Raw genomic sequence first — 21,128 nt, 5'->3', positions numbered from 1 at the left:
GCCGACGAGACCCCCTTGGCCCGGACACTTATTAGAGTAGCCTTACCTAACTATCCGGCCGTCTTCGCGGAGGTACCGCATGCTCGATGGAGGACCGACGGGGGGCCATGTCCTCCGGAGGGCGATCAGGGGCCAGCGTCGCCACGTCGCCGGGGCATCCCTCCTCGGCATGGCCCACCAGGGTTGTGAGGCGATGGTCCCCGTCGTCATCGGCCTGATCATCGACGAAGCGGTCGCGACCGGTTCCTCCGGCGCCCTGCTGCGCCGGCTGCTGGTACTCGCCGCACTCTTCTTCGTCCTGTCCACGTGCTACCGCACCTCTGCGAGGATCACCGACGGGGCCGGCGAACGGGCCGCGCACCAGCTGCGGCTCGATCTCGGCGCCAGGGTGCTCAACCCGAGCGGCGGCGCGGACGCGGGCCGGCTCCCGGGCGAGCTGACCGCCATCGCCACCGGCGACGCCGGCCGGGTGGGTGCGGTCACGGCCGCACTGGCCTACGGGATATCGGCGTTCGCCGGACTGGTCATCAGCGCGGTGGTACTGCTCCGGATCTCGGTGCCGCTCGGGCTGCTCGTACTGCTCGGCATCCCGCCCCTGCTGTGGCTCGGTCACCGGATCAGCCAGCCCCTTGAACGGCGCAGCGAGGTCGAACAGGAGCGCGCCGCACACGCCTCCGGCGTCGCCGCCGACCTGGTCGCGGGACTGCGGGTACTCAAGGGCATCGGCGCCGAACAGGCCGCCGTGTCCCGGTACCGGCGGACCAGTCAGGACTCGTTGGCGGCCGCGCTGCGGGCCGCCCGGAGCCGCGCCTGGCACGACGGCGCGATCCTCGCCCTGACCGGGATCTTCATCGCCGTCATCGGGCTGGTCGGCGCGCATCTGGCGATGCGCGGAGCGATCAGCATCGGCGAACTGGTGGCGGCGGTCGGACTCGCACAGTTCCTGCTGGGGCCGTTCCAGCTCCTCACGTACGTCAACGGCGAATTCGCCCAGGGCCGCGCGTCCGCCGACCGGATCGCGGCGGTACTGGCCTCGTCCCCCTCCGTGCCGGCGGGATCGGCCGCGCTGCCCGATCAGGTCGCCGGACGGCTCCGGCTGCGCGGCGTCACGCACGGCGCGCTGCGCGGGGTCGACCTCGACATCGGCGCCGGAAGTCTGGTCGGCGTCGTCGCCAAGGACCCGGCTGCGGCGGCCGACCTGCTGCTGTGCCTGGGCAGGGAAATCGACCCCGCCGAAGGGACGATCGAGCTCGACGGCGTATCTCTGGCCGGGCTCGACCCCGACGGCGTACGCCGTGCGATCCTGGTCGCACATCACGACGCCGCCCTGTTCGAGAGCAGCCTGCTCGACAACGTACTGGCCGGAACGGACAGCGGTACGGCGGACGTTGAGCCGGCGCTGACAGCCTCGGCGGCGGACGATGTCGCACGTGCTCTGCCCCAGGGTGTGGACACCATGCTCACCGAGCGCGGACGGTCGCTGTCCGGCGGGCAGCGGCAGCGGGTCGCGCTGGCCCGGGCGCTCGCAGCGGATCACCCGGTGCTGGTCGTCCACGACCCGACCACCGCTGTCGACACGGTCACCGAGTCCCGGATCGCCGCCCGCCTGAGGGAACTCCGCCGTGGCCGCACCACGATCCTGGTCACCACCAGCCCCGCTCTGCTCGCCGTGACCGATCGCGTAGTGGTGCTCGGCGACGGCGCCGTGACCGCTGACGGCCGCCATCCGGAGCTTGTCGCCACAGATGCGGCGTACCGCTCGGTGGTACTGACGTGACGTCCGGCTACACAGAACGCGCGAACGACGAAGGACGGACGTTGACATCCTCCCCCTCGTGAACGAGGGGATTCCTCACTTCGCAGTGAGGGTTTCCTGCTTCGCAGCAAGTTGCCCCGTCCGGGAGGACTCCCGTTGAGGTCTTACACCCGCTCCACAGGCTGTAACCGCCAGTCCGGCGGCCAGAATGTTGCATGCCGCGTTCACATCACGGTCATGCGTCACACCGCACACGCACGTCCACTCACGGACGTTCAACGGCAGTTCCTCTCGGATCGTGCCGCATGCGGAGCAGAGCTTGGTGGAGGGGAACCAGCGGTCGACGGTGACCAGGTTCCTTCCGTACCAGGTGCACTTGTACTCCAGCATGGAGCGCAGGTCGGTCCAGGCCGCGTCCGAGATGGCGCGGGCCAGACTTTTGTTCTTGACCATGTTGCGTACGGTCAGGTCCTCGATCACGATCGTTTGGTTTTCACGAACGAGTCGAGTGGTCAGCTGATGCAGGAAATCCCGGCGCCGGTCGGCGATCCGGGCGTGGATCTTGGCGACTGTGATGCGTGCTTTGTCCCGGTTGCGGGAGCCCTTCTCCTTCTTCGCCAGGGCCCGCTGGGCCTTGGCCAGGCGTGCGCGGTCCCGGCGTTCATGCCGCGGGTTGGTGACCTTCTCCCCGGTGGAGAGCGTCACGAGGCTGGTGATCCCCGCGTCGATGCCGACGGCGGTGTCCAGGACGGGCAGGGGCTTGACCGATGCGTCTTCGCAGAGCATGGACACGAACCAGCGGCCCGCACTGTCCTGAGAAACGGTCACCGTGGACGGCTCCGCCCCGTCGGGCAGAGGCCGGGACCACACGATCGCGAGTGGGTTCCTCATCTTCGCGAGCGTCAGCACACCGTCGCGATACTTGAACGCCGACTTGGTGTACTCGGCCGACTTCCGGGTTTTCTTCTTCGACTTGAACCGGGGGTATTTCGCCCGGCCCTCGAAGAAGTTCGAGAACGCGCCTTGCAGATGCCGCAGCGTCTGCTGCAACGGCACCGACGACACCTCGCAGAGAAAGGCCAGCTCTTCGGTCTTCTTCCACTGCGTCAGCATCGCAGAGGTGGCGTTGTAGTTCACCCGCTCCTGACGCTGGAACCACGCCACCGTGCGGGCATCCAGCGCCAGGTTGTAGACCTTGCGGACACACCCGAACGTGCGCGACAGCTCCGCTGCCTGCTCGTTCGTGGGGCGGAAGCGGAACTTGAACGCCCGCTTCACCAGCTCGGTCTTCACATCCCACTAACCACCTGGCCCGTTAATAAGACACGGACAGCCAGAACAGATACGCACCGAAGCCCCGCCGCTTCGCGGATCCGGGCCAAGGATGCCTTTCCTCCCCGAGCTAAAGCACGGGGTATCCACGCAAGGAGACTGGGATGAGCGGAACCAGCGCGCCGGAACGCGAACTCCTTCCGATCGCCACCGGCGCCCAAACTCTCGCCGTCGTCGGCACGTTGCTCCGCCGTCACCGGTTGCTGACGGTGTCCGCGGTGACCGTGCTGGTCGTCGGAACGGGCATCGGTCTGCTGACCGCCCCGCTGCTCGGTCGCATCGTCGACCTGGTCGTCGAGCACCGGGGCGCCGGGGCGCTGACGCTGCCGATGGTCCTCCTCCTCGCGGTGGCGGTGGCCCGGGGCGTCGCGACCGCGATCGGCACGTCGCTCGTCGCCCGGCTCGGCGAGACCGTACTCGCGAGCCTGCGGGAGCGGTTCATCGAGCGTGCGCTGCGACTTCCGCTCGAACGCGTGGAACAGGCCGGCTCGGGCGATCTGACCTCCCGGGTGACCGGCGACGTGACCCGGATAGCCAAGGCGGTACGCCAGGCGCTGCCCGAGTTCGCCGGTGCCCTCCTCACCATCGCTCTGACGCTCGTCGGCCTCACCTTGCTGGACTGGCGCTTCCTTCTCGCCGTCCTGGTGGCCATGCCGATCCATGTCCTCACCGTGCGGTGGTACATGCCGCGCGCCACACCCCTGTACGCCCAGCACGGGGTCGCGACCGGCGCCCTGCAGCACCAGCTTCTCGACAGCTTCGGCGGCGTCCGGACCGTGCGCGCGTTCCGGCTGAACGACCGGCACGCGGAGCTGCTGGAACAGCGGTCGCAGGAATCCGTCAGCCTCGCGCTGCGCGCCATCCGGCTCGTTTCCGGGTTCTTCTCGAGGCTCAACCTCGCCGAGTTCGTGGGTCTGACTTCGGTCCTCGTCACCGGATTCTTCCTGGTCGGCAATGGGTCCGTGAGCATCGGCACGGCGACTGCGGCGGCGCTGTACTTCCACAGCCTGTTCAATCCCGTGAACGCCGCGCTCTTCCTCATCGACGAGGCGCAGTCCGCCGGTGCCAGCCTGGCGCGGCTGGTCGGCGTGTCGAATCTGCCCGGGGAGCGGGAGCCGGACCGGTCCTCCGTACCGGTGGACGGTTCCGTCAAGGTCTCCGCGCTCAGCCATGAGTACGCATCCGGGCATCCCGTACTGCGCGAGGTGGACCTGGAGGTGCGCAGCGGGGAGCGGGTGGCGCTGGTCGGCGCGAGCGGGGCCGGCAAGACCACGCTGGCGAAGCTGATCGCCGGCATCCACGAGCCGTCCGAGGGTGTCATCACCCTGGGTGGTGTGGATACCCAGGAGCTCGGACCCGCCGGCATGCGGCGGGCGGTGACGCTGATCAGCCAGGAAGTCCACGTGTTCGCCGGGCCGCTGTCCGAGGATCTGCGGCTCGCCCGGCCGGAGTCCACCGACGAGGAGCTGCGGGCCGCGCTCGCCAAGCTCAGTGCGCTGGACTGGGTGGAGACGCTGTCCGACGGGCTGGAGACGGTGGTCGGCGAGGGCGGACACCGGCTGACGGTGACCCAGGCCCAGCATCTGGCCCTGGCCCGCCTCGTCCTCGCCGACCCGCCGGTCGCGATCCTGGACGAGGCCACGGCGGACGCCGGCAGCGCGGGCGCGCGTGTCCTGGAGACGGCTGCGCTTCAGGCGCTGGAGGGGCGTACGGGCCTGATGGTGGCCCACCGGCTGCCGCAGGCCGCGACCGCGGACCGGGTTGTCGTACTCGATCAGGGAAGGGTCGTCGAGACGGGTACGCACGCGGAGTTGGTGGCGGCGGGTGGGCGCTATGCGGCGCTGTGGGCGGCGTGGTCGGACACGCGGCGGCAGCCGGCGGAGGCCTGAGCGGCGCCGCACCAGGTTTGCGTAGGACCGCCGGCTACCCCGGCGGGCCTACACGTTAGCGCCTGCGGCGAGCTTGTTCCCCACCCCGCCCCTTCCCGAACTGGGGCAAGCCCCAGACCCGGACGCGCTTCGCGCGTGTCCTCAAACGCCGGACGGGCTGGATTCGGCCGCACCATCCAGCCCCTCCGGCGTTTGAGCAGCGGGTCTGGGGCGGCGCCCCAGTTCGGGAAGGCAGCGTCGGTCAGCCCTGCTGCGCGATCAGGCTAGTGGGCCGCAGATCGGTCCAGTTCGCCTCCACATACGCAAGGCACGCCTCCCGCGTGTCCTCACCGAACACGACCCGCCACCCCGCCGGCACCTCGGCGAAGGACGGCCACATCGAGTGCTGGTTCTCATCATTGGCCAGGACCAGGAAGCGGCCCTGCGGGTCCTCGAACGGGTTGGTGGTCATGCGTTCTCACTCCTCTTGGACTTTACGGTGAACAGCTCCGAGAGCGGCTGTTCCGGGTCGGCTGCCACGTTCCGCAGCAGCACCTGAAGTTCGTCGGCGAGCTGCCCCGCCTTGGCCCTGCCGAGCAGCTCGGTCGCGTAGATCAGCTCGCAGTGCACCGGCCCGTCGCCGCGCGGCTCGTAGAAGCTGAGCGTCAGCTCCGCCTTCACCGATCCGGTGGGCACGGCGTGGAACGAGCCCATGCCGCCCTCCAACTCCTCGAGGTCCGCCTGCTCGTGGTGGACCACCATGACCTGCGGCCCTTCCGGGGGCAGGCCCGTCGCCCGTACGACCTCGTCGAACGGAACGTCCTGCCGGTCCAGCGCGCCGAGCGTCGTCTCCCGCACGCGGGTCAGCAGCTCAGCGAAGGTCGGGTCGCCCGCGGTGTCGGTACGCAGTACGACCGTGTTGAAGAAGCAGCCGACCAGATCGGCCAGCTGGTCGTCGGTGCGGCCGGCGACCATGGTGCCGATCGGCAGGTCGGTGCCCGCACCGTGGGCGGTGAGCAGTGCCGACAGCGCCGAGTGCAGGACCATGAACATGCTGGTGCCGGTTGCCCGGGCGAGCTTGTCCACGTCGGCGTGGAGCTGCTCGTCGAGGACGAATCCGACGTAGTCACCGCCGTGGCCGAGAAGGCCGGGTGCGGCGGGACGCGGCCGCTCCGTCGGCAGCGCCAGTTCCTGCGGCAGGTCCTTCAGCGTCTGCTGCCAGTACGCGAGCTGTCGCCCGCCCAGGCTGGCGGGGTCGGCGGGATCGCCGAGCACCTCGTGCGCCCAGTGGGTGTAGTCGGCGTACGTGACCGGCAGGGGCTCCCACCCGGGCTCCCGGCCGTGCGTCCGATCCTCGTACGCCGTGGTCAGGTCGCGGAACAGAGGCACCACCGACCACTCGTCCACCGCGAGGTAGTGCATGGTCAGCAGCAACGCCTGGGTGCCGTCCCCCGCCGTGAGCAGCCGGGCCCGCAGAGGCGGTTCCAGCGACAGCGTCGGCGCCTGCGCGGCCAGTTCGGCGAGCCGTGCGTCCACATCGGCGCACTCCTCCCGCTCCAGTGCCGGGTGCTGCGCGGCCTGCTGGTACACCTCTCCGTCCCGCTCGGTGAAGACCGTACGCAGCGGCTCGTGCCGCGCCACCACATCTCCCAGTGCCGCTGACAGCGTGTCGGCGTCCAGCCCCCCGGGTGAGCGCAGCACGAGTGCGTGGTCGAAACCGGCGTTCCGTCGGTACGACGACCACTGCCACCGCTGTACGGGCGCGACCGGCAGCGGCGCATCCTCCGCGCGGTGCTCGACCGGGCGAAGCAGAGGCCGGGCGGCCGACGCTCCGTCGAGCTTGGCGGCGATTCCGGCGACGGTCAGCGCGTCGAAGACGTCCCGGATGCTCAGCTCGACCCCGAATTCGGAGCGGATCCGGCCGAGCAGCCGCATCGAGGCCATCGAATGGCCGCCCAGCGCGAAGAAGTTGTCGTGGATGCCGACATCTTCCAGCTTCAGGATCTCGCCGAACAGCTCCGCCAGCCGGATCTGCGTCTCGGTGGCGGGGCGCGCGTCACCGGTCATCCCGGACCAGTCCGGCACGGGCAGCGCCTTCCGGTCCAGCTTGCCGTTGGGGGTCAGCGGCAGCGGGCCGTCCAGCGGCACCACGAGCGCGGGCACCATGTACTCGGGCAGCAGCCCGGCTACGTGTGTACGAAGCGCCTGCGGGTCGATGTCCAGATCGCCGCGCTCCGGGACGGCGTAGCCCACCAGCCGCACGATGTCGCCCTCGCGGTCGGGCACCACGGCGGCCTGGCTGACCGCCGGGTGGTCGGCGAGCGCCGCCTCGATCTCGCCCAGCTCGATGCGGAATCCGCGGATCTTCACCTGGGTGTCGACCCGGCCGAGGAAGTCGATGTTGCCGTCGGTGCGCCAGCGGGCGCGGTCACCGGTGCGGTACATCCGGCTGCCGGGCGGGCCGAACGGGTCGGCGACGAATCGCTCGGAGGTCAGCGCGGACTTGCCGAGGTAACCGCGGGCGAGTCCGCGACCGGCGACGTACAGCTCGCCGACCACGCCCGGCGGGACCGGGCTCAGGTTGGCGTCCAGTACGTAGCAGACCGTGTTGGGGTCGGGCCGGCCGATCGGCACGCGCCCGGTGGGCCGTCCGCCGGCCTCGCGTGCGGGCCAGAGCGTGGAGTTCACCGTCGCCTCGGTCAGACCGTACGCACAGATCAGGTTGGCCGTGGCGCCGAAGCGCTCGAACAGGTCCGGCGGTACGGTCTCCGTGCCGACCAGGATGGTCGATCCTTCGGGCAGCTCACATCCCGCCGGCAGCGCCGACACCAGGGACGGCGGCAGGATCATGTGGGTGATCCGCTGGTCCGCCAGGAAGTCGGTCAGCGCGGGTGCGGCGACGCGTGTCTCGTCGGATATGAGCACGAGGCGGCCGCCGTGGCACAGCGCCATCGACAGTTCGAAGGCGAAGACGTCGAAGCCGATCGACGCGAACTGCAGCACCCTGCTGTCGCGCTCCAGGCCCATCCGGTCGACGGCGGTGGCGACGAGGCTGGAGATGCCGTCGTGCGAGACGACCACGCCCTTGGGCCGGCCGGTCGAACCGGAGGTGTAGATCACGTAGGCGGCCTGGTCCAGGCTCACCGGCAGACCGTCCACCTCCGACTCGGGCAGCCGGTCGAGTTCTGCCGCGACCTCCGGAGCGTCGAGCAGCACCACAGGTGCGCCCGCCACTTCGGGGATCTTCCCGGCCACCGGCTCGGTGCCGACGACGAGGGCGGCGCCGGAGTCCTCGATCATGTACGTGAGCCGGTCGACGGGGTGGACCAGGTCGAGCGGCAGGAACGCGGCCCCGAGCTTGAGGGCGGCGAGGACCGTCGCGATCATGTCGACCGAGCGGGGCACGGCCACGCCGACCACGCTCTCGGCACCCACACCACGTGCGGCCAGCAGGTGCGCGATCCGGTTGGACCGGGCGTTCAGCTGGGCGTAGCTCAGCGACCTGGACCGCTCTACGACGGCGACCGCGTCGGGCCGCTCGGCGAGCCGCTGGGCGAACAGGGCCGGCAGCGAGGACTCGTCGACCACCCGCTCGGTGGCGTTGAAGCCCTCCAGAACCATCTGCCGCTCGTCGGCGGCGAGTACAGGCCCCGCCGAGACCGGGGCCTCCGGTTCGGCGACCAGCGCCGAGACCAGCCGCCGCAGGCGGTCGCCGAGCCGCTCGGCGGTCTCCTGGTCGAACAGCTCGGTGGCGAACTCCAGTCGGCAGCTGAGCGCGCCGTCGTTCCCGTCGGCGCCGACCTGCTCGGTGAAGCTGAACACAAGGTCGAACTTCGCCGACTTGATCCGGTACGGCACGTACTCCACACCGAGCCCGGGCAGTTCCAGCTCGTCGCCGGTGCGGTTGTGGTAGCCGACCATCACCTGGAACAGCGGGTTGCGGGCGAGCGAGCGCGTCGGGTTGAGCTTCTCGACGACGGACTCGAACGGCACGTCCGCATGGGAGAACGCGGCCAGATCGGTGTCGCGGACCCGCGCCAGCAGTTCGGTGAAGCTCGGGTCGCCGCTCAGGTCGGTCCGCAGGACGAGCGTGTTCACGAAGAAACCGACCAGTTCGTCGAGCGCCTCGTCACTCCGCCCGGCGATGGGCGAGCCGAGGGCGATGTCCGTACCGGCGCCCATCCGGTGGAGCAGCGCGGCGACGGCCGCGTGCGCCACCATGAACATGCTGGCGCCGCTCTCGCGGGACAGCCGCTTGAGCCCCTGGTAGGCCGGGGTGTCGAAGTCGATGTCGAGCTCGGCTCCGGTGAAGGCCGGCCGTGCGGGCCGCAGCCGGTCGGCCGGCAGCTCGATCTCCTCCGGGGCACCCTCCAGCGTCGTACGCCAGTACTCCAGCTGCCGTGCGGCCAGGCTCTGCGCGTCGGCCGGGTCACCGAGCAGCCGCTGCTGCCACAGCGCGTAGTCGGCGTACTGGACGGGCAGCGGCTCCCACTCGGGCGCCGAGCCGGACCGGCGGGCGGCGTAGGCGGTGGCCAGGTCACGCAGGAAGGGGCGGTCCGACCACTCGTCGGTGGTGATGTGGTGCAGAAGAAGAACGACGACGTGGTCGTCCGGCGCGACCTCGATGATGGTCACCCGCAGGGGCAGTTCGGCGGCAAGATCGAACGGGCGGTTGATGGCGGCGTCGACGATGCCGCTCACCTCGTCCTCACCGGCGCGGACACACTCCACCACCGGGTGCGCCTGCTCGGCGGGCAGCACACGCTGGAACGCCTGGCCGTCGCGCTCGGCGAACAACGTACGCAGCGCCTCGTGACGTGCCGTCACATCAGCCAGCGCCGCCCGCCACGCGTCCACGTCGAGCGTGCCGCGCAGCCGCATGACCAGCGGGAAGTTGTACGCGGCCGAGGTGCACTCGATCTGCTGGATGACCCACAGCCGCTGCTGGGCGTGCGACAGCGGCAGCTCGGCGGGCCGCTCACCGGCCGTCAGCGCCGGGCGCTCGGTGGCCTGTGATCCGGTCGCGCGCTCCACCAGCTCGGCGACGGTCGGCGCCTCGAAGAGGTCCCGGATCGCCAGCTCGGCCTTCAGCGCGGTACGCGCGCGGCTGATCAGGCGGGTGGCCAGGAGCGAGTGGCCGCCGAGGTCGAAGAAGTTGCTGTCGATTCCTACGCTGCCTGCGGCGAGTCCGAGCACTTCGGCGAAGAGCGCGCAGAGCGTCTCCTCCTGCGGCGACCGGGGCGGGCGGCTGGTGCTGGGCCCGGCGAAGTCCGGTGCGGGCAGGGCCTTGATGTCGAGCTTTCCGTTGACGGTCAGCGGCAGGGTCTCCACAGTGACCAATGCGGCCGGGACCATGTAGTCGGGCAGACCGGCCTTCAGGTGCTCGCGCAACCGCTGGAGCAGCGCGTCGTCCGGTGCTGCACCTTCCTCGGGCACGACGTAACCGACCAGGCGCTTCGTCCCGGCCGCTTCCGCCACGACGACCGCGGCGTGCGCGACCTCGGGGTGGGCGGCCAAGACGGAGGATATCTCGCCCAGTTCGATCCGGTATCCCCGGATTTTGACCTGGTCGTCCGTACGGCCGAGGAAGTCGATGAGCCCGTCCGGGCGCTGCCGGACGAGGTCGCCCGTGCGGTACATCCGCTCCCCGGGAGCACCGAACGGGTCTGCGACGAATCGTTCCGCCGTCAGTCCGGGCCGGTCGTGGTAGCCACGGGCGAGGCCGGTTCCGGCGATGTACAACTCACCGGGGCAGCCCGGCGGGACCGGGCGCAGCATCGCGTCGAGCACGTAGGCGCGGGTGTTGCGGATGGGCATGCCGACGGTCGGGGTCGGGCTGTCCGTGGTGGACCCGCCGAGCGTGTTGATCGTGTACTCGGTCGGCCCGTACAGGTTGTACCCGTACGTGCCCTCGGTACGGCGCAGTCGCGTCCACACCGTGTCGGACACGGCCTCGCCGCCGAGCAGCACGAGTGCCGGCCGGTGCTTGCGGGCAGCCCCGTCGTGGTCGAGCAGGCCCTCCTCGATGAGCAGCTGGGCGTACGTCGGCGTCACATTGACCACGTCGACGCGGTGCTCGTCGCAGTACGCCACGAGGGCTTCGGCGTCGCGGCGCAGCTCCTCGTCGCAGACGTGCACCTCATGTCCTTCGACGAGCCAGAGCAGCTCCTCCCAGGACATGTCGAAGGCGAAGGAGACGGTGTGCGCGATGCGCAGCCGTCGGCCGCCCGCCGAGGTGATGGCCGGGTCGAAGATCTCCTTCTGGTGGTTGAGCTGCATGTTCGTCAGACCGCGGTACGGGGTGACGACGCCCTTCGGCTTGCCGGTCGAGCCGGAGGTGTAGATGACGTAGGCCGGGTACTCCAGCCGGTTCTCCACCCCGTGCGCGAACGCGGGCCGCTCGGCGTCGGTTACCTCCCCGGACGGCAGGCCGGCGAGTTCGGCGGCCACGGACGGGTCGTCCAGCAGGAGTTCGGGGGCTACGGCTCCCGTCTCGCCCCGCAGCGTCGGGGCGACCGCCGTCGTGGACAGCAGGCACAGCGGCCCGGTGTCCTCGACCATCAGGCGCAGCCGGTCGGCCGGGTGGTCGAGGTCGAGCGGCAGGTAGGCGGCGCCGGTGCGCAGCACCGCGAACAGCGCCACGACCATCTCGATGGAACGCGGCAGGGCGAGGGCGACGACCTTCTCCGGTCCCGCGCCACGAGCGAGCAGCAGCCGGGCGAGCCGGTTGATCTGCGCGTCCAGCTCCGCGTACGTGAGGGCCGTCTCTCCGAACACCAGCGCCACCGCGTCCGGCGTGCGGGCGACCTGAGCCGCGAGCATGTCCGCGACGGTCTCGTTCGGCACCGGGTTGACGCTGGACGCCCACTCGGAGAGCATCTCGGCGCGCTCGCCGGGCAGCAGCAGGTCCAGAGCGCCGACGCGCGCCGACAGGTCGCCGATCAGCCGTTCCACCAGCGTGCCGAAGCGCTCCAGTGTGGCCGCGGCCTGCTCGTCGTCGACCAGGTCCGGGCGGTACTCCAGCTTCGCCCGGACGACCTCGGCCGGGTTGACGATCAGGGTCATGGGGTAGTGGGTGGCGTCCACGCTGCCCACACCGGTGATGCCGTGCCGCGCGGTCAGCTGATTGAACGCGCCTTCGTCGGCGAAGTTCTGGAGTACGTACAGGGTGTCGAAAAGGGTGGTGTGGCCGCCCGCCCGCTGCAGCTCGGCCAGGCCCAGGTACTCGTGGCCCATCAGCTCGACCCGCTCGGACTGCATACGGCGCAGCAGGTCCGCGACCGGCTCGTCGGGGTCGAGCGTGACCCGCAGGGGCACCGTGTTGAGGAACATGCCGATCGCCGTGTCGACTCCGGACACGTCCGCCGGTCGTCCGGCGACCGTGGTGCCGAACACCACATCGTGGCGGCCCACGGTCGCGGACAGTACGAGCGCCCACGCGGCGGACAGCACAGCGTTGATCGTCAGTCCGTGCTCACGAGCTGACGCCCGCAGTCGGTCACTGACTGCCGGGGACAGTTCGAAAGTACGGCGCCGCGGGATCGTCGGCTCGTCCCCTCGGTTCCGCGCCACGAGCGTGGGCTCGTCGAGTCCGGCCAGGGCGTGGCGCCACGTCTCGCGGGCCGCGTCGAAGTCTTGCCCGGCGAGCCAGCTCAGGTAGTCGCGGTAGCTGCCGGGTACGGGCAGCGCGGTGTCGTCGCCCGCAGCGGCGTACAGATCGAGCAGCTCGTCGAGGAACACGGACTGCGACCAGCCGTCCCAGGCCACCAGGTGGTGACTGAGCATCAGACGGTCGGTGTTCTCGGTGAGCCGGATCAGCTTGAGCCGGAACAACGGGGGCGCGGCCAGGTCGAACCGCTCCCGACGGCCTGCCTCGGCGATCTCGTCGAGGCGTGCCTGCCGCTGCTGCTCGCTCAGGCCGGTCAGATCCACCTCGGTCAGCGGCACCGGCAGCTCTGCTGCGGAGCAGACGAACTGCACCGGCCTGGGCAGGCCGTCACTGGTGATGCCGGCGCACAGGCTCGGGTGCCTGCGCAGCAGCGTCGCGCAGGCGGCTCGGAGTCGATCGGCGTCGAGGCGGTGGTCGAAAGTGAAGTTGTCCTGCGCGGTGTAGACGTCGAGCGCGGACGTGTCGTAGCTGGCGTGGAAGTGGATGCCTTCCTGCAGCGGGGAAAGCGGCCAGATGTCGGCGACGGGCACTGGGCTGACGCGCTCGATCAGGTCGATGCCGGCCTGATCGAGCTGGACCAGCGGCACGTCCGACGGCGTGAGAGACCGCCCCTGCGGGCCGGACCGCGTCGCCTGCGCGACGAGTTCACGCAGTGCCGCAGCCCACTCGCGGCCGAGCGCCCGTACGTCCTCCTCGGTCAGCGTGTCGCCCGCCGGCCAGGTCCAGGTGGCGCGCAGCTCGGGGCCGTGCGGGGTGTCGGCGCACACCGCGTTGACCTGGAGCGGGTACGGCATGGCCAGGTCGGCGTCGGGTTCCACGGACAGGGCGTCGGCCTCGACGGCGGGCGCCCAGTCGTGCGTCTGCTCGGCGGGGAGACGGCCGAAGTAGTTGAACAGCACCTGGGCGCTGGACAGCTGGGCGAAGACCGGGGCCAGCTGCGGGTTGAGGTAGCGCAGCATGCCGTAGCCCGCGCCGGAGTCCGGCGCCGACCGCACGGACTCCTTGACGAGCTTGAGTACGTCGAGGGCGCCGTCGGCGGCGGGGAGCCGTACGGGATGCAGGCTGGTGAACCAGCCCACGGTGCGCGACAGGTCCATATCGGTGCCGTCGCGTCCGTGCCGTTCGAGATCCACCAGCAGGTCGCCGTCCAGCGACGCGGCGTCCCGCCCTCCGCGCCAGCGCGACACGGCGATCCGCAGCGCGGTGAGCAGCACCTCGGTGACATCGGCTCCGGCCGTGGCGGGCACCGCCGTCAGCAGCGCCTGCGTGTCCTCGGCGGAAAGCGACACAACGTGTTCCCGCGCCGAACCGACCGTTCCGGTACGCGTGGCACCGGCGACCAGTTCGGCCCCGGGCGCCAGGGCCTTGGCCCAGTACGGCAGTTCGGCCTGCCGCTGCTGTGAGGTCGCCTGCTCGGCGACGTCCCGTGCGAACCGCCGCAGCGACGTGGGCACCGGCTCCAGACCAGGCCGCTCCCCCTGCGCAACGGCGTCCCACGCGGCGGCGAGGTCACCGAGCAGCACGCGCCAGGACACGCCGTCGATCGCCAGGTGGTGGACGACGAGCAGCAGTCGGCCCGGCCGCTCGCCGCCCGCGTCGAACCAGACCGCCTGCAGCATGACGCCGCTGTCAGGATCGAGCCGGGAAGCCGCACCGTCGGACTCCTCGGCGATCACCGTACGGAGTCCGACGTCGTCGAGGTCGCGTACGTCGACGCGTCGCAGCAGCACGGCGGCGTCCACCGACCCCACGGCAAGCGTCTGAGCCGACCACAGCGCGGGAATCGCCGGTCCGAGATACATCCGGGAGAGCGTGAGCCGCAGACCGTCGTGGTGGTCCAGGACCGCTTGCAGGACCCGCGCCAGCGCGGCGGCGTCCGCGGCGGCGGGAGCCTGAAGCAGCATGGACAGGTTGAAACGGCTGACCGTTCCGCCGTCCTCGCGGAGCTGGTGGACGATGGGCAGCAGCGGTACGTCGCCCACGCCGTCGGAGTCGGCGACGACCGCCGGTGCGGCATCCCCGGCGTCCTGGGTGCCGACGACGGTGACCGCCAGCGCGGCCGGCATGCGGTGCTCGAACACGTCACGGGGGCTGATCGACAGGCCAGCCTTGCGGGCGCGGCTGGAGACCGACATGGACAGGATGCTGTCTCCGCCGAGTACGAAGAAGTCCTCGTCCGCGTCGACCTTGTCGATCCCGAGCACGTCGGCGAAGATCGCGCAGAGCTGCCGCTCGCGGCCCTCGCGCGCCGTACGTCCCTGCCGCCTGCTCCGGACCTGCGGGGCGGCCAGCGCCTTGTGGTCGATCTTCCCGCCCGGCGTCAACGGCAGCGCGTCGAGCTCCACGAAGTGGCTGGGCACCATCGGCGCGGGAAGCGAACCGCTCAACGCGTTCCGTACGGCCGCGACATCCAGGGCCGCTCCGGCAGCGGGGACCAGGTAGGCCACCAGCTGCTTGACTCCACGGTCGTCGTCACGGGCCACGACCACCACATCGCCGACAGCCGGCTCATCTCGCAGCCGCGCTTCGATTTCACCGAGTTCCACCCGGTTTCCCCTGATCTTGACTTGGTGGTCGGTGCGCCCGAGGTAGGTGAGCACACCGTCTTCACTGAACTGGACCATGTCTCCGGTGCGGTACATCCGCTCCCCGGGCCCGCCGTACGGATCGGCGACGAAGCGCTCCGCGCTCAGTGCGGTGCGTCCGTGGTAACCGCGGGCCAACTGCGCGCCCGCGATGTAGAGCTCGCCGGACTCCCCCTCGGCAACGGGGCGGAGGTACCGGTCGAGCACGTAGAGCCGGGTGTTCCACACCGGACGCCCGATGGGTACGGTGCCCGCTTCAGCCGGTTCGGAGCCCGCCTCCCAGCTGGTGACCTGGATGACGGCCTCGGTCGGCCCGTAGACGTTGAAGAGCGGCACCCCGGTGCGCTCCCGCCAGCGCCGCGCGAGCGGAGCCGGCAGTGCCTCTCCCCCGCTGAACGCCCTGCGCAGACTCGTCCACCACTGACCGGCGTCTTCCTCGGCGAGCAGCGCGCCGTACAGCGAAGGCACCAGATCGACGTTGGTGACCCGCTCGTCGCGGATGAGCTCGGCGAGATACGCCGGATCGCGGTGACCGCCCGGCTCGGCGATGACGACGGTCCCACCGGTCAGCAGCGGGGCGAAGATCTCCTGCACGGACGGGTCGAAGCTGGTGGAGTACTGGTGCAGCACCCGCTCGCCGGGGCCGAACCCGAACTGCTCGGCCGTCCAGGCCAGCTGGCCGACGACCGCTCGGTGCGTCACCACAACGCCCTTGGGCCGGCCGGTCGACCCCGAGGTGTACATCAGGTACGCGGCGCTGTCCGGATGGACGAGTACGGCCGGGACAGCCTCCGTAGCGTGTCCCTCGCCGACGAAGACCCGCGTCACGTCCGCCAGTTCGGGCAGATGCCCCCAGGACTCCTCGGTGGCGACGACCGTTCGTGCCCCGGAGTCGGCGAGCATGTAACGAACCCGGTCGGCCGGATAGTCGACGTCGACCGGCAGGTAGGCCGCCCCCGCCTTCAGCACACCGAGCAGAGCGACGAGCGTCTCGGCGGACCGGGGAACAGCCACGGCCACGATGGACTCGGGGCTCACGCCATGGGCCAGCAGCCGGTGCGCCAGCGCCTCGGCCCGCTGCTCAAGCTCGGCGTACGTCGTCCGCTCGCCGTCCTGGATCAGAGCGGCCGCGTCAGGGGTACGACGTACCTGCTCGGCGAACGCTCCGTGCACCGTGCCGACGGGCAGAGCGTGGTCCGGCCCGGTGAGGCGGTCGAGGGTGCTCCGCAGCTCGTCGGCCGTCTGCGTGGTCAGCTGCGCGACCGGAAGCCGGGGGTCGGCGATCACCTGGTCGAACAGCGCCCGCAGGCAGGCGGCGAACCGCTCGGCGGCTGCGGCGCCCAGCCGAGAGGGATCGTGTTCGAGCCGCAGCTCCAGTCGCTCGCCGGGGAGCACGGTGAGCGCCAGCGGGTAGTGCACCGCGTCGCGGATGTGCGATCCGACGATACGGACCTGTCCTGCCGGATCGGTCGGCTCGCCCGCGTCGGGCAGATTCTCCACCACGACCAGCGCGTCGAACAGTTCGCCCCGGCCGACGGCTCGCTGGATCTCGGCGAGTCCGAGGTGCTGGTGGTCCAGCAGGTCGGCCTGATCGTCCTGGAAACCCGCCAGGACCTCGGCGAGCGGCTGCTCCGGACGCCACCGCAGCCGGGCAGGCACGGTGTTGATCAGCAGACCGACCAGTGCTTCGACGCCCTCGACGGCCGCTTGCCTGCCGGAGACGGTGCTCCCGAAGACCAGGTCGTGGGAACCGGTCACATCACCGAGCACCAGGCCGAACCCGCCCTGCACGACAGCGCTCAGGGTCAGCCCGAGCTGCCTGGCCCGCGCCGTGAGCGCCGTCGTGTCCTGCGCGGACAGCTCAAGGATGATCTTGCCCGTCTCGGAAGGACCCACCTCCCCCACGCGTACGGGCAGCCTGGCCGGAACGTCGAGCCCCGCCATCGCCTCGCGCCACGCGCTCAGCGCCGGCTCCCGGTCGCGGCCGGCGAGCCACCCGGCGTACGACCTGTAGGTCGCGACGGACTTGACCGGCACCGACGGTTCGACCGCCGCACCGAGTCGGTAGCCATCCAGCAGTTCGCGCTTGATGAGCGAGACCGACCAGCCGTCCACGACGATGTGATGCATCGTCAGCACGAGCAGGGACCGCTGCTCGCCGAGCCGGATCAGCGCGGCACGCATCAGCGGCGGTGCTCCGAGGTCGAATCCCTCGGCCCGCTCCTGCGCCGTGATCTCGTCAGCGGTCGTGGACTGCTCCGCCCCATCGCGTCCCGACAGATCGGCGAAGCGCCACGGCAGTTCGACCCGCTCCCCGATGAGCTGCACGATCCGACCGTCGTCCGGACGCTGCCGGAAGGCGGCGCGCAGCAGCGGATGGCGGTCGAGCAGCCGCTGCGTGGCCGCACACAGTGCCTCGGCGTCCACGTCACCGGCGAGTTCGAGGGTGTCCTGCACGGCATAGCCGTCCGACCCGCCCTCGTCGACAGCGGCGTGGAAGAAGAAGCCCTCCTGCAGTGGAGTGGCCGGTACGACGTCGAGGAGATCCGGGACGGCGGAATCGAACTCGGCACGCTCGGCGTCGGTCAGCGCAACCAGGGAGAACGGTGCGAACGTCGCACCGGATTCGCCCGACGGCGCGTCCGCACCGTCAGTGACGCGTGCGAGCGCCGCCACCGTGCGGTGGCGGAACACGTCGCGCGGGCTGATCGCCAGCCCGTCGGCACGGGCGCGCGTGACGAGCTGGATGGCGACGATGCTGTCGCCGCCGAGTTCGAAGAAGCTGTCGTGGACGCCCACCGACGGAAGGTCGAGGAGCTCGGCGAACAGCTTGGCCAGAGCCGCCTCGGCCGGCGTCGTCGGCTCGGCGTCACCGGTCATCGCGGTCCACTGCGGCTCGGGCAGCGCCCGGGTGTCGAGCTTTCCGTTGGGCGTCAGCGGAAGAGGCCCGTCGAGTACGACGAGTGCCGAGGGCACCATGTAGTCCGGCAGCGCCTCCGCCACCTGCACCCGCGCCGCCGAAACGGAAGCGTCGGCATCCGCGCGCCCGCCACCCACCAGGTAGGCCACGAGGCGCTTCACACCCCGGTGGTCCTCCCGTACAAGGACTGCGGCCTGGGCGATGCCCGGGCACGCCATGAACGCGCTCTCGATCTCGCCCGGTTCGATCCGGTGACCACGGATCTTGAGCTGGCCGTCCGCGCGGCCGAGGAACTCCAGGTTGCCGTCGGCACTCCAGCGCACCCGGTCGCCGGTGCGGTACATCCGCGCACCCGACGGCCCGAACGGGTCGGCGACGAACCGCTCCGAGGTCAGACCGTGCCGGCCCAGGTAGCCGCGGGCCAGGCCGCGTCCACCGACGTACAGCTCACCCTCGACTCCCACAGGAACGGGACGCAGCGCCGAATCGAGCACGTACGCACGGGTGTTGGGGTCGGGTACGCCGATGGGCGCGGGCCCCTGCCAGTCCGGCACGGCGAGCCACAGCGTGGAGTTGACCGTGGCCTCGGTCAGTCCGTAGGCGACGACAACGCGCAGCCGCCCGCCCCAGCGGGCGATCAGCTCGCTCGGCACCGACTCGGTGCCGACCACGAGCACCGCCCCGTCGGGCAGCTCACAGTCCTGCGGCAGCGCCGAGACCAGCGACGGCGGCAGGATCATGTGCGTGGCCAGGTGCTCCTCGATGTAATCCGTCAGGGCAGGCCCGGCGACCCGGCGCTCGGTGGGGACGACGATGATCCGGCCGCCGACGCACAGCGACATGATCAGGTCCCAGACCGTCACATCGAAGCCGACCGAGGCGAACTGCACGACGCGGCTGTCCGCGTCGATGCCGATCCTCTCGGTTGCTGTGGCGATCAGGCTGCCTACCCCGTCGTGCGAGACCACGACGCCCTTGGGGCGGCCGGTGGAGCCCGAGGTGTAGATGACGTACGCGGCCTGGTCCAGGGTGATCGCCAGCCCGGGGTCCGAACCGTCCAGCGCGGCGGACTCGGCGACCACGGACGGTTCGTCGAGCAGAAGGTGTCCAACGCCGGACGCGGTCGGCAGTGCACCGGCCAGCTCGCGCGTGGTGACGACGGTCCGCGCGCCGGCGTCGGACAGCATGTAGGCGATCCGGTCCTGGGGGTGGTCGGCGTCCAGCGGCAGGTACGCCGCCCCCGCCTTCATCACCGCCAGCAGGGAGACCACCAGCTCGGGCGAGCGCGGCACGGCCACGGCGACGACGTCCTCGTCGCGCACACCCCGCACGATCAGCAGGCGGGCCAGCCGGTTCGCTGCCGCGTTGAGCTCGACGTACGACAGCTCCAGGCCCTCGCACACGAGCGCGACGGAGTCCGGCGAGCGGCGTACCTGCCGTTCGAACGCGGCGGGCCAGGACAGTTCGGGAACCTCGCACGGTGCGGCTCCGAACACGTCGAGCAGCTGCGCCCGCTCCGCGCCGGAGGTCAGCTCGATGTGACCGATGGGGCGGTCCATCCCCTCGACGAGGGCGTCCAGCAGCATGAGGAAACGGCGCTCGTGGTCGTTCAGCGTCCGCTGGTCGCACACCGCCGCGTCCGCGTCGAAGTGGATACGTAGGCTCCTGCCCGCGCGGGACTCGTCGACGGTGACCGCCAGATCGCTGACCGGGCCGAGCCAGCCGGGCTTGAGGTCGGCCTCGTGGTCGCCGAAGCGCAGCGCTTCCCCACCAGGCAGGATGTTGACCGTGGGACCGACGAGTTCCGGTACGCCGTCGACCAGCCCCAGGTCCCTCGCCAAGTCCTCGGCGCGGTAGCCGCCGTGCTCGACCGACTCCGCGATCGAGCGTCGCACCGTCCCCACGAGCTCGGAGCCGGTCATGCCCCCGTGGACCGCCACACGCAGCGGGAGCACGTTGGACACCATGCCGGGGACGTCCCTCGACTCGGCGTCCTGCCGGGTCGTCACCGGCAGGCCGAGCACCAGGTCCTGCTCGCCGGTGACCCGGTGCAGGTAGGCGGCCACGGCAGCCACCAGCAGACGGGAAAGGCGGACACCCGCGCCTGCCGCGGCCTCCCGCAGCCGGGCGGTGTCCTGCGACGACAGCTCCGTCATGCGCCGCAGGCGCCGCGTCATCGGCGCCGACGCGCGCTCGACGAGGCGTACGGGCTCCGGCCGGTCGGCAAGCCGGCTCAGCCAGTACGCGCGATCCGCCTGGTATCGCTCCGACTCCCGGTAGGTCCGGTCGGAGCCCACCAGCCGGGACAGCGCCCAGTCGGTGTCACCGGTCGCCGCACCGGAGGTGTAGAGCTCACCGGCCCGGTGGGTGATGAGGGCGATGCCTGTGCCGTCGATGACGATGTGGTGGTAGCGCTGGTACCAGAGGACGCGGTCGTCGGCGAGCCGGAGCAGGGCATGGGCGAACAGCGGGCCGCGCTCGAGGTCGGCCGGCCGGTCACGGTCGGCTTCCGTCCACTGCGCGGCAGCGCTTTCCGGGTCCGGCTCGTCCCGCAGGTCGATGGTGGGAACGTCGACGGCGAACCGCGTGGGTATCTGGCGCGGCTCCGCGCCCTCGGGGCTCACCCGCACATGCAGGCACTCCGCCTCTTCGACCGCCTGCCGCACGGAGACGGTCAGGCGGGCAAGGTCGACGCCGCCGCGCAGATCGAGGAGGAACGAGACGTTGTAGGCCGAGCTGTCCGGCTCGATCTGCTGGGCAAGCCAGATGCCGGATTGCCCACCGGTGACGGGTATCCCGGCAGCGGATGTCCGGTCCGACTCGGCGTCAAACATCGTCGAAGGGCCCTTCCCTGGGGTACGTCACGTCATTGAAAGGTCGCTACTCGGCCGTCGGCCATCGGCCGTCCGCAGCGGCACGGTCTCGTCGATGGCGTACGGGATCGCGTGCGCGCGCCACGCCTGCCCGGCGGGGACGGCTGCCGGACAGGCGCGACTCC

General features: G+C 70.9%; 5 protein-coding genes. 2 read left to right on the top strand and 3 right to left on the bottom strand.

The window, feature by feature from the left end:
- The first annotated feature begins 79 nt into the window (after positions 1-79).
- Entirely contained in the window at positions 80-1,777 is a 1,698-nt protein-coding gene (locus AC1P0E_RS30505) for an ABC transporter ATP-binding protein (protein WP_482745318.1), read from the top strand.
- 75 nt (positions 1,778-1,852) lie between these two features.
- On the opposite strand, the gene AC1P0E_RS30500 is transcribed toward AC1P0E_RS30505, so the two are convergent.
- Positions 1,853-3,049, bottom strand: coding sequence for an RNA-guided endonuclease InsQ/TnpB family protein (locus AC1P0E_RS30500; protein ID WP_482745317.1), 1,197 nt, complete (start codon positions 3,047-3,049; stop codon positions 1,853-1,855).
- 143 nt (positions 3,050-3,192) lie between these two features.
- On the opposite strand from AC1P0E_RS30500, the gene AC1P0E_RS30495 reads away from it, so the two are divergent.
- Complete coding sequence (locus AC1P0E_RS30495) at positions 3,193-4,977, top strand: ABC transporter ATP-binding protein (protein ID WP_482745316.1); 1,785 nt, start codon at positions 3,193-3,195, stop codon at positions 4,975-4,977.
- A gap of 241 nt (positions 4,978-5,218) precedes the next feature.
- On the opposite strand, the gene AC1P0E_RS30490 is transcribed toward AC1P0E_RS30495, so the two are convergent.
- On the bottom strand, positions 5,219-5,428 hold the full coding sequence (locus AC1P0E_RS30490) for an MbtH family protein (protein WP_482745315.1): 210 nt from the start codon (positions 5,426-5,428) through the stop codon (positions 5,219-5,221).
- Positions 5,425-20,964 carry an amino acid adenylation domain-containing protein gene (locus AC1P0E_RS30485; RefSeq protein WP_482745314.1) on the bottom strand — a complete coding sequence of 5,180 codons (15,540 nt, stop codon included), beginning with the start codon at positions 20,962-20,964 and terminating at the stop codon, positions 5,425-5,427. Before AC1P0E_RS30485 ends, AC1P0E_RS30490 begins: the two co-directional genes overlap by 4 nt.
- Positions 20,965-21,128 lie beyond the last annotated feature (164 nt).

The organism is Streptomyces sp. TRD_SC_5, from assembly GCF_056836825.1.
This window is presented reverse-complemented; position numbering and strand designations above follow the sequence as displayed.

Excerpts from the sequence above, each read along its gene's own strand:
- AC1P0E_RS30495 (WP_482745316.1), top strand. The coding sequence starts at position 3,193 with ATGAGCGGAACCAGCGCGCCGGAACGCGAACTCCTTCCGATCGCCACC.
- AC1P0E_RS30485 (WP_482745314.1), bottom strand. The coding sequence starts at position 20,964 with ATGTTTGACGCCGAGTCGGACCGGACATCCGCTGCCGGGATACCCGTC.
- AC1P0E_RS30505 (WP_482745318.1), top strand. The coding sequence starts at position 80 with ATGCTCGATGGAGGACCGACGGGGGGCCATGTCCTCCGGAGGGCGATC.
- AC1P0E_RS30490 (WP_482745315.1), bottom strand. The coding sequence starts at position 5,428 with ATGACCACCAACCCGTTCGAGGACCCGCAGGGCCGCTTCCTGGTCCTG.